At 64.9% G+C, this 14,426-nt stretch carries 20 protein-coding genes; 1 reads left to right on the plus strand and 19 read right to left on the minus strand.

The features are described from left to right. Positions 1–27: 27 nt before the first annotated feature. The 19 genes from infA to M3149_RS04890 form a co-directional block, all read right to left on the minus strand. A complete protein-coding gene (gene infA / locus M3149_RS04800) occupies positions 28–246 on the minus strand; it encodes a translation initiation factor IF-1 (RefSeq protein ID WP_251708193.1) in 219 nt (72 codons plus the stop codon). 3 nt (positions 247–249) lie between these two features. Further along, entirely contained in the window at positions 250–1,569 is a 1,320-nt protein-coding gene (secY, locus tag M3149_RS04805; RefSeq protein ID WP_251708194.1) for a preprotein translocase subunit SecY, read from the minus strand. A gap of 23 nt (positions 1,570–1,592) precedes the next feature. Continuing rightward, positions 1,593–2,030, minus strand: a complete 438-nt coding sequence (gene rplO / locus M3149_RS04810; protein ID WP_251708195.1) for a 50S ribosomal protein L15 — start codon at positions 2,028–2,030, stop codon at positions 1,593–1,595. A 15-nt stretch (positions 2,031–2,045) separates the two neighbouring features. Further along, positions 2,046–2,228 carry a 50S ribosomal protein L30 gene (gene rpmD / locus M3149_RS04815; RefSeq protein ID WP_166228108.1) on the minus strand — a complete coding sequence of 61 codons (183 nt, stop codon included), beginning with the start codon at positions 2,226–2,228 and terminating at the stop codon, positions 2,046–2,048. An 11-nt stretch (positions 2,229–2,239) separates the two neighbouring features. Next, positions 2,240–2,758, minus strand: a complete 519-nt coding sequence (rpsE, locus tag M3149_RS04820; RefSeq protein WP_251708196.1) for a 30S ribosomal protein S5 — start codon at positions 2,756–2,758, stop codon at positions 2,240–2,242. A gap of 18 nt (positions 2,759–2,776) precedes the next feature. After that, on the minus strand, positions 2,777–3,142 hold the full coding sequence (gene rplR / locus M3149_RS04825) for a 50S ribosomal protein L18 (protein ID WP_251708197.1): 366 nt from the start codon (positions 3,140–3,142) through the stop codon (positions 2,777–2,779). 11 nt (positions 3,143–3,153) lie between these two features. Continuing rightward, complete coding sequence (gene rplF / locus M3149_RS04830; RefSeq protein ID WP_251708198.1) at positions 3,154–3,687, minus strand: 50S ribosomal protein L6; 534 nt, start codon at positions 3,685–3,687, stop codon at positions 3,154–3,156. Between the two features lie 23 nt (positions 3,688–3,710). Next, positions 3,711–4,106, minus strand: a complete 396-nt coding sequence (gene rpsH / locus M3149_RS04835; protein WP_251708199.1) for a 30S ribosomal protein S8 — start codon at positions 4,104–4,106, stop codon at positions 3,711–3,713. Between the two features lie 18 nt (positions 4,107–4,124). Continuing rightward, a complete protein-coding gene (gene rpsN, locus M3149_RS04840; RefSeq protein ID WP_251708200.1) occupies positions 4,125–4,430 on the minus strand; it encodes a 30S ribosomal protein S14 in 306 nt (101 codons plus the stop codon). Between the two features lie 8 nt (positions 4,431–4,438). Further along, on the minus strand, positions 4,439–4,978 hold the full coding sequence (gene rplE / locus M3149_RS04845; protein WP_251708201.1) for a 50S ribosomal protein L5: 540 nt from the start codon (positions 4,976–4,978) through the stop codon (positions 4,439–4,441). Between the two features lie 2 nt (positions 4,979–4,980). Next, on the minus strand, positions 4,981–5,298 hold the full coding sequence (gene rplX, locus M3149_RS04850; protein ID WP_251708202.1) for a 50S ribosomal protein L24: 318 nt from the start codon (positions 5,296–5,298) through the stop codon (positions 4,981–4,983). A 10-nt stretch (positions 5,299–5,308) separates the two neighbouring features. Then, positions 5,309–5,677 (minus strand): 50S ribosomal protein L14, encoded by a 369-nt coding sequence (gene rplN, locus M3149_RS04855; protein ID WP_009514936.1) that lies wholly within the window; start codon positions 5,675–5,677, stop codon positions 5,309–5,311. Between the two features lie 196 nt (positions 5,678–5,873). Next, positions 5,874–7,418 (minus strand): glycerol-3-phosphate dehydrogenase/oxidase, encoded by a 1,545-nt coding sequence (locus M3149_RS04860; protein ID WP_251708203.1) that lies wholly within the window; start codon positions 7,416–7,418, stop codon positions 5,874–5,876. 61 nt (positions 7,419–7,479) lie between these two features. Further along, positions 7,480–9,210: an ABC transporter substrate-binding protein gene (locus M3149_RS04865; RefSeq protein ID WP_251708204.1), complete on the minus strand. Its 1,731-nt coding sequence runs from the start codon at positions 9,208–9,210 to the stop codon at positions 7,480–7,482. An 88-nt stretch (positions 9,211–9,298) separates the two neighbouring features. Further along, positions 9,299–9,607, minus strand: a complete 309-nt coding sequence (locus tag M3149_RS04870; RefSeq protein WP_251708205.1) for a DUF2160 domain-containing protein — start codon at positions 9,605–9,607, stop codon at positions 9,299–9,301. 1 nt (position 9,608) lies between these two features. Continuing rightward, positions 9,609–10,421, minus strand: a complete 813-nt coding sequence (locus M3149_RS04875; RefSeq protein ID WP_251708206.1) for a carbohydrate ABC transporter permease — start codon at positions 10,419–10,421, stop codon at positions 9,609–9,611. Then, entirely contained in the window at positions 10,414–11,307 is an 894-nt protein-coding gene (locus M3149_RS04880; protein ID WP_251708207.1) for a carbohydrate ABC transporter permease, read from the minus strand. Before M3149_RS04880 ends, M3149_RS04875 begins: the two co-directional genes overlap by 8 nt. Then, on the minus strand, positions 11,304–12,389 hold the full coding sequence (locus tag M3149_RS04885; RefSeq protein WP_251708208.1) for an ABC transporter ATP-binding protein: 1,086 nt from the start codon (positions 12,387–12,389) through the stop codon (positions 11,304–11,306). The genes M3149_RS04880 and M3149_RS04885 overlap by 4 nt, the downstream gene beginning before the upstream one ends. Then, entirely contained in the window at positions 12,389–13,468 is a 1,080-nt protein-coding gene (locus M3149_RS04890; protein ID WP_251708209.1) for an ABC transporter ATP-binding protein, read from the minus strand. The genes M3149_RS04885 and M3149_RS04890 overlap by 1 nt, the downstream gene beginning before the upstream one ends. 165 nt (positions 13,469–13,633) lie before the next feature. Here M3149_RS04890 and M3149_RS04895 point away from each other — a divergent pair, with 165 nt between their 5' ends. Further along, on the plus strand, positions 13,634–14,419 hold the full coding sequence (locus M3149_RS04895; protein ID WP_251708375.1) for a DeoR/GlpR family DNA-binding transcription regulator: 786 nt from the start codon (positions 13,634–13,636) through the stop codon (positions 14,417–14,419). Positions 14,420–14,426 lie beyond the last annotated feature (7 nt).

Raw genomic sequence — 14,426 nt, forward strand, 5'->3', positions numbered from 1 at the left:
ATCCAGTAAACGTTCAGGTCGTGCGCTTCACTTGGCGCGGAACACGATGCGGGCGCGGGTCAGGTCATAGGGCGTGAGCTCCACCTTCACCTTGTCGCCAGGCAGGATGCGGATGTAGTGCATACGCATCTTCCCGGAGATGTGGCCGAGCACGATGTGCCCGTTTTCGAGCTTGACCCGAAAGGTCGCATTGGGGAGGTTTTCGACGACCTCCCCCTGCATCTCGATCACATCGTCCTTGGCCATGGTTCAGCCGCCGAGGGAGGTTTTGAAGTTCGCCTTTTTCAGCAGTGATTCGTACTGCTGCGACATCATGTAATTCTGTACCTGCGTCATGAAATCCATGGTCACGACCACAATGATCAGGAGCGAGGTGCCGCCGAAATAGAACGGCACGTTGTACTCAAGGATCAGGAATTCGGGCAGCAGGCACACCGCGGTGATATAGATCGCACCGGCCATCGTCAGGCGCAGCAGGATCTTGTCGATGTGGCGCGCGGTCTGGTCGCCCGGGCGAATGCCCGGAATGAATGCGCCACTCTTCTTCAGGTTGTCGGCAGTTTCCCGGCTGTTGAACACCAGGGCCGTATAGAAGAAGCAGAAGAAGATGATCGCCGCGGCATACAGGGCCACATAGATCGGCTGACCCGGCGACAACGCAGACGCAATGTCACGCAGCCAACGCGTCGAATCCCCGGTGCTGACCCAGCTCACCACCGTTGTGGGCAGCAGAATGATCGACGACGCGAAGATGGGCGGAATCACCCCGGCCATGTTCAGCTTGAGCGGCAGGTGCGACGACTGGCCGCCGTACACCTTGTTGCCCACCTGGCGGCGCGCGTAGTTCACAAGGATCTTGCGCTGGCCGCGCTCCACGAACACCACGAAGTAGGTCACCAGCACCACTAGGGCGATGATGAACAGGGCCACCAGCACGTTCATGGCGCCAGTGCGAACCAGTTCGAGCAGGCCACCAATCGCGCTTGGAAGGCCGGCCACGATACCCGCGAAGATCAGCAGCGAGATGCCGTTGCCCAGACCGCGCTCGGTGATCTGCTCACCCAGCCACATCAGGAACATGGTGCCCGCCACCAGGCTGACCACCGCCGTGACCCGAAAGCCCATGCCGGGATCGATCACGAGGCCGGCCTGCCCTTCGAGTGCCAGGGCAATGCCCATGGCCTGGAAGATGGCCAGTGCCAACGTGCCGTAGCGCGTGTACTGCGTGATCTTGCGACGGCCCGCCTCGCCTTCCTTCTTCAGCTGCTCGAACGTGGGGACCACGTACGTCATGAGCTGCATGATGATGGACGCCGAGATGTACGGCATGATGCCCAACGCGAACACGGTGAAGCGCGAGAGCGCGCCGCCCGAGAACATGTTGAACAGGCTCAGGATGCCGCCCTGCTGCCCCTGGAACAACTGCTGGAGCTGTTCCGGGTTGATGCCAGGCACAGGAATGTGCGCGCCGATGCGATACACCACCAGCGCCAGCAGCAGGAAGACCAGCCGGCGACGGAGGTCGCCGTACTTGCCGGTCTTGGCCAGGGACGGGGAAGCGGTTGCCACGAGGTCCTTTCGAACAGGCGCGGTCAGGCAGCGGCCACCTGGCCACCGGCGGCTTCGATCGCCGCCTTGGCACCAGCGGTGGGCACCACGTCCTTGAGCGTCACCGCGCGGGTGATCTCACCGGACTTGATGACCTTCACGCGCTTGGCCAGCTGGTGCACGAGGCCGTGTTGCTTGAGCAGCAGCACGTCGATCTCCTTGGCGTCGAGGCCATTCAGATCGGACAGCGTGACTTCCGCGTTGTACTGCAGCAGGGCCGACTTGAAGCCGCGCTTGGGCAGACGACGCTGCAGCGGCATCTGACCGCCTTCGAAGCCCACCTTGTGGTAGCCGCCGGCGCGCGATTTCTGACCCTTGTGGCCGCGACCCGCGGTCTTGCCCAGGCCCGAACCGATGCCGCGGCCCACGCGACGCTTGGCGTGCTTGGCACCGTCAGCCGGCTTGATGTTGTTGAGTTGCATGTCGTCGGTCTCCGATCAGAGCACTTGGACCAGGTAGCTGATCTTGTTGATCATGCCGCGCACCGCAGGCGTGTCCTGCAGCGTGCTGGTGCTGTTGAGCTTGCGCAGGCCCAGGCCGCGCACGGTGGCACGGTGGTCCTCTTTGCAGCCGATGGGGCTGCGCACGAGCTTGACCGTAACGGTGTTCGTGTTGCTCATGGTGATTCCTCTCAGCCCAGGATTTCCTCGACCGTCTTGCCGCGCTTGGCAGCGACTTCGGCCGGGGTGGTGGACTTCTCGAGTGCGTCCAGCGTGGCGCGCACCAGGTTGTAGGGGTTGCTCGAGCCGTGGCTCTTGGCCACGACATCGGTCACGCCCAGCACTTCGAAGACGGCGCGCATCGGGCCGCCGGCGATGATGCCGGTACCCTTGACGGCCGGCAGCATCATGACGTTCGAAGCGCCGTGCTCGCCGTGCACCGCGTGGTGCAGGCTGCCGTCGCGCAGCGAGACCTTGATCATGTTGCGGCGGGCCTGCTCCATGGCTTTCTGCACGGCCACCGGCACCTCACGCGCCTTGCCCTTGCCCATGCCCACGCGGCCATCGCCGTCACCGACGACGGTGAGTGCAGCGAAACCGAGGATACGACCACCCTTGACCACCTTGGTCACGCGGTTGATCGCGATCATCTTCTCGCGAAGACCGTCCTCGTTCGCTTCGTTCTTGATGTTTGCCTGAAACTTAGCCATGTCGTGTATCCCGTTTCATCAGAACTGCAGGCCGGCCTCGCGGGCGGCGTCTGCAAGGGCCTTGACGCGACCGTGGTACGCGAAGCCGGCGCGATCGAACGCGACCTTCTCGATACCGGCGGCCTTGGCCTTCTCGGCGATGCGCTTGCCGATGATCGCGGCGGCAGCGGCGTTGCCACCCTTGCCCGAAGCACCCAGCTGCGCGCGCACTTCCTTCTCGGCCGTGGAGGCAGAGGCGAGCACGCGGCCGCCGTCGGCCGAGATCACGTTGGCGTAGATGTGCAGGTTGGTGCGGTTCACCGTCAGGCGCACGGCGCCCTGTTGGGCAATGCGGATGCGCGTCTGGCGGGCGCGACGCAGGCGTTGTTCTTTCTTGGTCAGCATGATCGGACTCCTTATTTCTTCTTGGTTTCCTTGATCACGACCTTCTCATCCGCATAGCGGATGCCCTTGCCCTTGTAGGGCTCGGGCGGACGCACGGCACGCACTTCCGAGGCGATCTGACCCACACGCTGACGATCGGCACCCTTGATGACGATCTCGGTCGGCGCAGGCGTTTCCACCTTGATGCCGGCCGGCATGTCGATGACCACGGGGTGCGAGAAACCCACCGTAAGGTTGAGCTTGGCACCCTGCGCCTGGGCCTTGAAGCCCACGCCGACCAGGTTCAGCTTCTTCTCGAAACCCTTGCTGACGCCCGTGACCATGTTGTTCACCAGCTGACGCATGGTGCCCGACATGGCATTGGCTTCGCGCGACTCGTCGACGGGGGTGAAGCTCACCTTGCCGCCGTCGAGCTCGACCTTGACCAGCGCGTTCAGCGCCTGGCTCAGGGCGCCGTTGGCGCCCTTGACGTTGACCAGGCCGTCCTTGACGGCCACTTCGACCCCGGCGGGGACGGTGACCGGCAGTTTTCCAATACGTGACATTCAAATTCTCCTTGAAGCCCGCATCAGGCGACGTAGCACAGGACTTCGCCGCCCACGCCGGTGGCGCGGGCTTTGCGGTCGGTCATCACGCCGCGCGGGGTGGTCACGATGGCCACGCCCAAGCCGTTTTGGACCTGGGGGATGGCGTTGCGGCCACGGTAGACGCGCAGGCCGGGGCGGCTCACACGCTCGATGCGCTCGATCACGGGACGGCCGGCGTAGTACTTGAGGGCGATTTCGAGTTCGCTCTTGCCGCCCTCGTTGACCAGCTTGAAACCGTCGATGTAGCCCTCGTCCTTCAGGACCTGGGCAATCGCCGTCTTCACTTTGGACGCCGGCATCGACACGGTGGCCTTCTCGACCATCTGCGCGTTGCGGATGCGGGTCAACATGTCGGCGATGGGATCACTCATGCTCATGTGGGGATCTCCTGAGGCTTACCAGCTGGCTTTGGTGATGCCGGGAATCTCACCGGCAAACGCCATCTCGCGCACCTTGGCGCGGGCCAGGCCGAAATGGTTGAAGGTGCCGCGCGGACGACCGGTGATCTCGCAGCGGTTGCGCTGGCGGGTCGGGTTCGCGTTGCGGGGCAGCTTCTGGAGCGCCAGGCGCGCGGCGTCGCGCTCCTCGTCGCTCTTCTTGGCATCACCAGCGGTGGCCTTGAGTTCGTTGTATTTCTTGGCGAACTTGGCGGCGAGCTTCTCGCGCTTCAGTTCACGTTGGAGCAGTGCTTGTTTGGCCATGCGCCACCTCAGTTCTTGAAGGGGAATTTGAAACCAGCCAGCAGTGCCTTGCACTCCTCGTCGGTCTTGGCGGTCGTCGTGATGCTGATGTTCAGACCACGCAGGGCGTCGACTTTGTCGTACTCGATCTCGGGGAAGATGATCTGTTCCTTGACGCCGACGTTGTAGTTGCCACGGCCGTCGAAGGAGCGACCCGAAATGCCACGGAAGTCGCGCACGCGGGGCAGCGCCACGGTGACGAAACGGTCCAGGAATTCGTACATGCGAGCGCCACGCAGGGTGACCATGCAGCCGATGGCCTGTTGCTCGCGGATCTTGAAGCCGGCGATGGCCTTGCGAGCCTTGGTGACCACGGGCTTCTGGCCGGCGATCTTGGTGAGGTCGCCGACGGCGTTGTCCATCACCTTCTTGTCGGCCACGGCTTCGCTCACGCCCATGTTCAACGTGATCTTGGTGATGCGGGGCACCTCCATCACGGACTTGTAGCCGAACTTCTTGGACAGCTCGGGGACCACCTTCTCGCGGTAGTGTTGTTGCAGTCGTGCCATGGTCATGCCACCTTGATTTCTTCGCCGTTGGACTTGAAGACGCGCACGTTCTTGCTGTCCACAGCCTTCACACCCACGCGGTCGGCCTTGCCCGTCGTCGGGTTGAAGATCGCCACGTTGGACTGGTCGATGGGCATGGTCTTCTCGACGATGCCGCCCGTGACACCCTTCATGGGGTTGGGCTTGGCGTGCTTCTTGACGATGTTGACGCCCTCGACCACGACGCGCTGTTCGTCGGCGCGGGAGAGCACCTTGCCGCGCTTGCCCTTGTCGCGGCCGGCGATCACGATGACTTCGTCACCGGTACGGATCTTGTTCATGGGATGTTCCTCAGAGAACCTCGGGGGCCAGCGACACGATCTTCATGAACTTCTCGGTACGCAGTTCGCGCGTGACCGGGCCGAAGATGCGGGTGCCGATGGGCTCGAGCTTGGCGTTGAGCAACACCGCGGCGTTGCCGTCGAATTTGATCAGCGCGCCGTCCTGGCGGCGGATGCCTTTGGCGGTGCGGACCACCACAGCGTTGTAGACCTCGCCCTTTTTGACGCGGCCGCGCGGCGCTGCTTCCTTGATGCTGACCTTGATGACATCGCCCACGCTGGCGTAGCGGCGCTTGGAGCCACCGAGCACCTTGATGCACATCACGGACTTGGCGCCCGTGTTGTCAGCAACATCGAGTCGAGATTGCGTTTGGATCATTTGATTTAAGTCCCAACTTGAATCGTGAGGGCCACCACGGCCCGCAGCGATCAGTCTTGGGCCCGTCGTTGGAGGACACCCACTGCAAGCGGCTGCTGCCGCGGCGGATGCCACCCTTCGGTGGGCAGAAGGCTTGCGCCAGACACATCGCCCCAAAGAGCGAAGCCGCGGATTATGGCATGACCGCGATGGTCCGTCAAACGCTGACGTTGGCGTAACGCTGTGCCAGGCACAGAAAGTCGTCAGCGCGCGGGTCGGCCACGCCTTCTTCGCGCAGGATGGACGCGACCGCGGGCGCCATCTGCATGGCTTGGGCGGCATCCAGAAACAAGGCCCGCCACCGCCTGGCAAGAACATCCTCAACGGTGAGTGCATACTCTTTTCGAACGGCAAACCGGACCATCGCTGCGGTCAGACCAAGCCCCAGGGCCTGGTCGGCACCCGGCAGTGCCCGCACCTCGTCGGCTTCAGCGCCATACAGGTGCCAGCCGGGCGCGGCGTGGATCGGCACCGAGGCACTGGCTGGCGCGCCCACCAGCCGGTGGTGCACGCTCTGCCCGCCCTGGCGTGGCGGCAGGCGGCCGGCATCAAAGCACTGCTGCAGCACGTCCTCGGCCATGGCGCGGTAGGTCGTCCATTTGCCCCCCGTCACGGTCACCAGGCCGTTCGGGTCGACCACCACGGTGTGTTCGCGCGACAAGGCCTTTGTATTGCCGCCCCCCTCGGCCGGCGGCGCCACCAACGGGCGCAAACCCACCCAGACGCTGCGGATGTCGCTGCGGCCCACTGGCCGGCTCAGCGCGCGCGAGGCCTCGTCGAGGATGAACGCCAGCTCGTCGGCAAACGGCTCGGGCTCGCGCGCCAGGTCCTGGCGCGGGGTGTCGGTGGTGCCCAGAATGACCTTGCCCAGCCAGGGCACGGCAAACAGCACGCGGCCGTCTCGCGTCTTGGGCACCAACAGCGCGTGCTCGCCCCCGAGAAACTCACGGTCGACCACCACGTGCACGCCCTGGCTCGGGCTGACCATGTGGGAGGGCGTGCCCGCGGCTTGGCGCATGGCGTCGACCCAGACGCCGGTGGCGTTGACGACGCAGCGTGCGCGCACGCGGTACTCGCCACCGCCAATGCGGTCGCGTACGGTCACGGCGTGGCCGTCGCTGTCGGAGGCGATCGCGGTCACTTGCGCATGGTTGAACATGCGCGCGCCTGCGGCTTCGGCAGTTCGGGCCAGTGCAATTGCGAGGCGCGCGTCGTCGAACTGGCCGTCCCAGTAACGCACGCCGCCGCGCAGCCCGTGCGGGCTGACGCCGGGCAGCGCTTGCATGGTTTGCGCCCGGTTCAAGAATTCGGTGGGCCCCAGGCCGGCACGGCCGGCCAGCAGGTCATACAGCTTGAGCCCGATGCCATAGAACGGCGTCTGCCACCATTGATGGCTGGGCATCACGAACGGCAATGGCTGCGCCAGGTGCGGCGCGATCGCCATCACGGTGGTGCGCTCAGCCAGCGCTTCACGCACCAGCGCCACATTGCCCTGCGCCAGGTAGCGCACGCCGCCGTGCAGCAACTTGGTGGCCCGTGACGAAGTGCCACCCGCGAAATCGTGTGACTCGAACAGCGCGACGGTGAAGCCGCGCAGGCTTGCGTCGAGCGCCACGCCCAGCCCGGTGGCACCGCCACCGACCACGACGAGGTCGAAGCGGTCGGTGTCGGTGAGCGATGCGAATCGTTGTTCTCGGTTCATGGGCGTGGCGCTCAGGCCCCGGCGCGGGTGGGCGCCGGGGTTTCAATGGGCAAGGTCGCGATCAGCGGACCTTGCCCGCCTTCCATGCATTCAGCAGGGAATCGTAGGCGATGGTTTCGCCCTTGGGCTTCTCGTTGGCCAGCTTCTTCCAGGGTGCGGCCTTGTCGCTCAACCACTTGTTGGGATCGCTCTTGGGGTTGAGCTTGGGCGCGCAACGCTCCATGCCAGCGCGCTCCAGACGGGCCAGCACCTGGTCCATCTGGTCGGCCAGGCCGTCCATGGCCTGCTGCGGCGTCTTCTCACCCGTCACGGCCTGTGCCACGTTCTGCCACCACAGCTGCGCGAGCTTGGGGTAGTCAGGCACGTTGGTGCCGGTCGGGCTCCAAGCCACGCGAGCGGGCGAGCGGTAGAACTCCACCAGACCGCCGAGCTTGGGCGCCATGTCGGTCATGGCCTTGCTCTGGATGTCGCTCTCGCGGATCGGCGTGAGGCCGACGATGGTTTTCTTGAGCGAGGTGGTTTTGGCGGTGATGAACTGCGCGTAGAGCCAGGCGGCTGCCGTCTTGTTGGCGTCGTGGTTCTTGAAGAAGGTCCACGAACCCACGTCCTGGTAGCCGTTCTGCATGCCTTGCTTCCAGTACGGGCCGTTGGGGCCGGGGGCCATGCGCCACTTGGGCGTGCCATCGGCATTGACCACCGGCAGGCCGGGCTTGGTCATGTCGGCGGTGAAGGCGGTGTACCAGAAGATCTGCTGCGCGATCTGTCCTTGCGCGGGCACCGGGCCGGCTTCGCCGAAGGTCATGCCGGTGGCCTCCTTGGGCGCGTACTTCTTCATCCAGTCCACGTACTTGGTGAGCGCGTACACGGCAGCCGGCGAGTTGGCCGCACCGCCGCGCGCCACCGAGGCGCCCACCGGCGTGCACTTGTCAGCGCCGACGCGGATGCCCCACTCGTCGATCGGCAGACCGTTGGGGTTGCCGATGTCGGCGGTACCGGCCATGGAGAGCCAGGCGTCGGTGAAGCGCCAGCCCAGCGACGGGTCCTTCTTGCCGTAATCCATGTGACCATAGATCGGCTTGCCGTCAATGGTCTTGACGTCGTTGGTGAAGAACTCGGCGATGTCTTCGTAGGCGCTCCAGTTCAGTGGCACGCCCAGGTCGTAGCCGTACTTGGCCTTGAACTTGTCCTTCAGATCCTGGCGCGCGAACAGGTCGGCGCGGAACCAGTACAGGTTGGCAAACTGCTGGTCGGGCAGTTGGTAGAGCTTGCCGTCGGGCCCGGTGGTGAACTTCAGGCCGATGAAGTCCTTCAGGTCGAGGCCGGGGTTCGTGAACTCCTTGCCCGGGCCGGCCATGTAGTCGGTCAGGTTGAGGATCTGGCCGTAGCGGTAGTGCGTGCCGATGAGGTCGGAGTCGCTGATCCAGCCGTCATAGATGCTCTTGCCCGACTGCATGGAGGTCTGCAGTTTCTCGACCACGTCACCTTCCTGGATCAGGTCGTGCTTGACGGTGATGCCCGTGATCTCGCTGAAGGCCTTGGCCAGAGTTTTTGCTTCGTACTCGTGCGTGGTGATGGTCTCGGACACGACCGAGATTTCCTTCACGCCCTTGGCCTTGAGCTTGGCTGCGGCGTCGATGAACCACTTGAGCTCGGCCGCCTGCTGGGCCTTGGTCAGCGTGGAAGGTTGGAACTCGCTGTCGATCCATCGCTTGGCGGCGGCCTCGTCGGCCCAGGCCGGCAGCGCAGCCCCCATCGCGATCAGCGCAGCCAGCGCCGTGTGTCGCAGTTTCATGTCGTCGTCTCCTTGGTGGTTTCCGCCCCCCGGCATACACATCGACGCGGCACCGGGGAAGCGGCGGGCCGGTCGTTGGAAAACAAACTCAACCCTTGCGCATCACCCAGGCCAGCCAGAGCATGGAGAGCACGAAGCTGAACCACACCGATGGCTCCTGCTCCAGCGCCAGCCGCTCGGCGAGCCAACCGGCCACACCGACAAAGGCGAGGTTGATGTAGGCCGCACCCAGCAGGCCGATGAACAGCCGGTCGCCGCGCGTGGTCTTCATCGGCAGGAAGCCCTTGCGCTCCATCGTAGGTGAGCGGATTTCCCACACCGTCATGCCGATCAGCATGAGCACGATGCAGGTGAAGAAGATCGCGACCGGCGTGGTCCAGACCATCCAGGCGAACATGTCAGACCCTCCCCATGGCAAAGCCCTTGGCGATGTAGTGGCGCACGAACCAGATGACGATGGCGCCAGGCACGATGGTGAGGACACCGGCCGCGGCCAACGTGGCCCAGTCCATGCCGGATGCGCTCACGGTGCGCGTCATGGTGGCCACGATGGGTTTGGCGTTCACGCTCGTGAGCGTGCGTGCCAGCAGCAGCTCGACCCAGCTGAACATGAAGCAGAAGAACGCCGCCACGCCCACGCCGGCTTTGATGAGCGGCAGGAAGATGGTGAAGAAAAAGCGCGGGAAGCTGTAGCCGTCGATGTAGGCGGTCTCGTCGATCTCGCGCGGGATGCCGCTCATGAAGCCTTCGAGAATCCACACCGCCAGCGGCACGTTGAACAGCAGGTGCGCCATGGCCACCGCGATGTGCGTGTCCATCAGCCCCATGGTGGTGTAGAGCTGGAAGAACGGCAGCAGGAACACCGCGGGCGGCGTCATGCGGTTGGTGAGCAGCCAGAAAAAGACGTGCTTGTCGCCCAGGAAGCGGTAACGCGAAAAAGCATACGCCGCGGGCAAGGCCACGGTGAGCGAGATCACCGTGTTGATGCCGACGTAGATCAGGCTGTTGATATAGCCCGAGTACCAGGACGGATCGGTGAAGATGGTGCGGTAGTTGGCCCAGGTGAAGGTCTCGGGCCACAAGCTGAACGAGGAGAGGATTTCCTCGTTCGTCTTGAAGCTCATGTTGACCATCCAGTAGATGGGCAGCAGCGCAAAGATCAGATAAGCGATGAGGAACAACGTCCTCTTGCGGAAACGACGCTCATTCATGGCCTTGCTCCTTCTGCGCCGTGCCCAGGCTCTGCATCCAGTTGTAGAGCACGAAGCAGAACAGCAGGATGATGAAGAAATAGATCAGCGAGAAGGCGGCCGCGGGCCCGAGGTCGAACTGGCCGACCGCCTTGGTGGTGAGGTACTGCGAGAGGAACGTGGTGGCGTTGCCCGGGCCACCGCCGGTGAGCACGAAGGGTTCCGTGTAGATCATGAAGCTGTCCATGAAGCGCAACAGCACGGCAATCATCAGCACGCCGCGCATCTTGGGCAGCTGGATGTAGCGGAACACCGCCCACTTGCTGGCGCCGTCGATGCTGGCGGCCTGGTAATAGGCGTCGGGAATGCTGCGCAGGCCGGCATAGGCCAGCAGCGCCACCAGCGGCGTCCAGTGCCACACGTCCATGATGAGCACCGTCCACCACGCGTGGTCCGGGTCGCCGGTGTAGCTGTAGGCAAAGCCCAGGCGTTCCAGCGTGTGGCCGAGCAGGCCGATGTCGGTGCGTCCGAAAATCTGCCAGATCGTGCCGACCACGTTCCACGGAATCAGCAGCGACAGCGCCACGATCACCAGCACCACCGAGGATCGCCAGCCCTTGGCCGGCATCGACAGCGCGAGCGCAATACCGAGCGGTATTTCCACCAGCAGCACCGCCAGCGAGAACTGGATCTGCCGCCACAGCGCCAGGTGCAGCTCCTGGTCGCGCATGACCATGGCAAACCATTCGGTGCCAACGAAGACGCGCCGTTGCGGCGAGATGATGTCCTGCACCGAGTAATTCACCACCGTCATCAGCGGCAGGATGGCGGAAAAGGCCACGCACAGGATGACGGGCAGCACGAGCCACCAGGCCTTTTGATTCACGGGTTTGGTCGTACCGCTCACGGCGCCACCTCCACCAGTTGTTCGTCGCGATAGAAACAGGTGTGCTCGTCGATCAGGCGCAGCTGCACCGTGGCGCCCACCGCCGGTACACCGGCTTCGGTGGGCAGGCGGCACTTGAGCGTGTGCTCGCCCAGCGCGCAGGTGAGCAGCACGTAGGTGCCGATGTCCTGCACGCGGCGTACCTGCGCCGGCAAGGAACGGCCGTCACCCGGCTCGCCCAGGGCGAGGTATTCAGGGCGAATGCCAAGCTTTAGCGGGCCCTCGGGCAGTTGGCGGCCGTCCCGCAGGGCCAGCGGCTGTTCGTTCACAATCAGGCCACCGCGCACCGCCTGCGCAGGCAGAAAGTTCATGCCGGGCGAGCCGATGAAGTGGCCCACGAAGGTGTGCGCCGGGCGCTCGAACAGGTCCTCGGCCGCGCCTTTCTGCACCGCGCGCCCGCGCGACATCACGACCACTTCGTCGGCGAAGGTGAGCGCTTCCACCTGGTCGTGCGTGACGTAGATCAGCGTGAGCTTCAACTCGTGATGGATCTGCTTGAGCTTGCGCCGCAGTTGCCACTTCAGGTGCGGGTCGATCACCGTTAGCGGTTCGTCGAACAGCACCGCCGACACATCGGGCCGCACCAGGCCGCGGCCGAGCGAAATCTTCTGCTTCTGATCCGCGCTCAGGCCGGCCGCGCGCTGGTCGAGCTGTCCGCTCATCTCCAGCATCTCGGCGATGCGGCCCACGCGCTGGCGGATCTCGGCCTCGGGCACCTTGCGGTTGCGCAGCGGGAACGCCAGGTTCTGCGCCACGGTCATGGTGTCGTAGATCACCGGGAACTGGAACACCTGGGCGATGTTGCGCTGCTGCGGCGACTGGCGCGTCACGTCGCGGCCATCGAACTTCACCGTACCCTGCGAGGGGGCGAGCAAGCCCGAGATGAGATTGAGCATGGTGGTCTTGCCGCAGCCCGAGGGTCCAAGCAGCGCATAGGCACCGCCATCGCGAAAAGCCATCTTCAGCGGCAGCAGCGCGTAGTCCTCGTCGGCCCGTGGGTTCGGGCGGTAGGCGTGTGCGAGGTCGAGTTCGATCAATGCCATCAACGCACTCCTTGGCGAACCAGCGGCGCGCGCACCAGCGGGCCGCGCGCGTCGAAGACGAACAGGTGGTCCGGGTTGAGGTGCAGCGTGATGCGCTCGCCCAGGTCGAGCTTGTGCACGCCCACGAGCTGCGCCACCAGCTCGCCCACCGCGCCATGCACGTGCACGAAGGTGTCCGAACCGGCGATCTCGGCCAGCTCGACCTGCACCTCGATCGCCACGTCGCCCGGCTGGGCGCGCTCGCGCAGGCCACCGGCGCGAATTCCAAGCATCAGTTCGTCGCCCACATCGGGTGGCAGGGCCAGCGGCCAGTCGACCGCGTCGGCCACGCGCGCACCACCCTGTGGATTGCGCCGCGCGGGCATCAGGTTCATCGGCGGGTCGCTGAAGGCGCGCGCGACGCGGATGCTCTGCGGCGCGTGGAACACCTCGGCCGTGGGGCCGTATTGCAGCAGTTCGCCCGCGTCCATCACCGCGGTGTGGCCGCCCAGCAGCAAGGCTTCGCCGGGCTCGGTGGTGGCATAGACCACGGTGGAGTCACCGCTGGCGAACAGCGCGGCCAGTTCCTCGCGCAACTCCTCGCGCAGCTTGTAGTCGAGGTTCACCAGGGGTTCGTCGAGCAGCATCAAGGGCGCCTGCTTGGCCAGCGCACGCGCCAGCGCCACGCGCTGCTGTTGCCCGCCCGAGAGTTCGGCCGGCAAGCGATCGAGAAACATCTCGATGTGCAGTCGCGCGGCCAGCGCACGCACGCGCGCGTCGATGTCGCGCTCACCACGCAAGCGCAGCGGTGAGGCGATGTTCTGGGCCACCGTCATCGACGGGTAGTTGACGAACTGCTGGTAGACCATGGCCACGTTGCGCTCGCGCACCGAGCGACGCGTCACATCCTCACCATCCACCAGCACGCGGCCCGAACTTGCGGTGTCGAGCCCGGCCATCACGCGCATCAGGCTGGTCTTGCCGGCCTGGGTGGCGCCCAGTAACACGGTGACCGAACCGGGCACGGGCGCCAGGCTCATCGGATAGAGGTGGACCTCGGGTCCGACCGTCTTGGTGATCTGATCCAGCAACAGTTCCATAGGGGGAGTGGTGTGCGCAGCGGCGCCCGGACACGGGGGCGTGCGTTTTCGTTTCGGCGTATCTTTGTTCGTTTCTTTTCTTTTTTCTTTCGGTAATTACCCTTAGAAGTCCATCAGCGTTTTCCGATATGTTCGGTTTGCATCGTTTGCCGGCACGCCATGACCCTGAACCTGAACCCTCGCCACACCGCACTGCTCGACGAAGTCCGCGCGCACGGGCCGCAGACCATCGAAGCGCTGGCCGAACGCTTCGGTGTGACCCTGCAGACGGTGCGCCGCGACGTGCAGCGCCTGGCGGAGGCGGGGCTGCTGGCACGCTTTCACGGCGGCGTGCGCTTGCCCAGTTCCACCACCCAGAACATCGCCTACCGCCAGCGTCAGGCCATGCAGTCCGACGCCAAGCAGCGCATCGCGCGCGCAGTGGCTGCGCGCGTGCCCAACGGCTGCTCGCTCATCATGAACATCGGCACCACCATCGAGGCCGTGGCGCGCGAACTGCGCCACCACCGCGGTCTGCGCGTCATCACCAACAACCTGCACATCGCCTCGCTCATGAGCAGCAACCCCGACTGCGAAGTGATCGTGGCCGGCGGCCAGGTGCGCGCGGCCGACCAGGGCATCGTCGGCGAGGCCACGGTGGACTTCATGCACCAGTTCAAGGTCGACATCGGCCTCATCGGCATCAGCGGCATCGAGGCCGACGGCACGCTGCGTGATTTCGACTACCGCGAGGTGAAGGTGGCGCGCGCCATCGTGGCGCAGTCGCGCCAGGTGTGGCTGGCGGCCGACCACAGCAAGTTCAACCGGCCCGCGATGGTCGAGCTCGCGCGGCTCGACGACCTCGACGTGCTGTTTACCGACGCACCACCGCCACCCCCCTTCTCCGAGCTGCTCGAACAAAGCCACGTGGAGTGCGTGGTGGCCGCCGAGCGCGAAGCCACACCCGCCTGACCAACGC

The sequence above is a fragment of the Hydrogenophaga intermedia genome (assembly GCF_023715105.1).
Classification (GTDB): Bacteria; Pseudomonadota; Gammaproteobacteria; order Burkholderiales; family Burkholderiaceae_C; genus Hydrogenophaga; species Hydrogenophaga intermedia_A.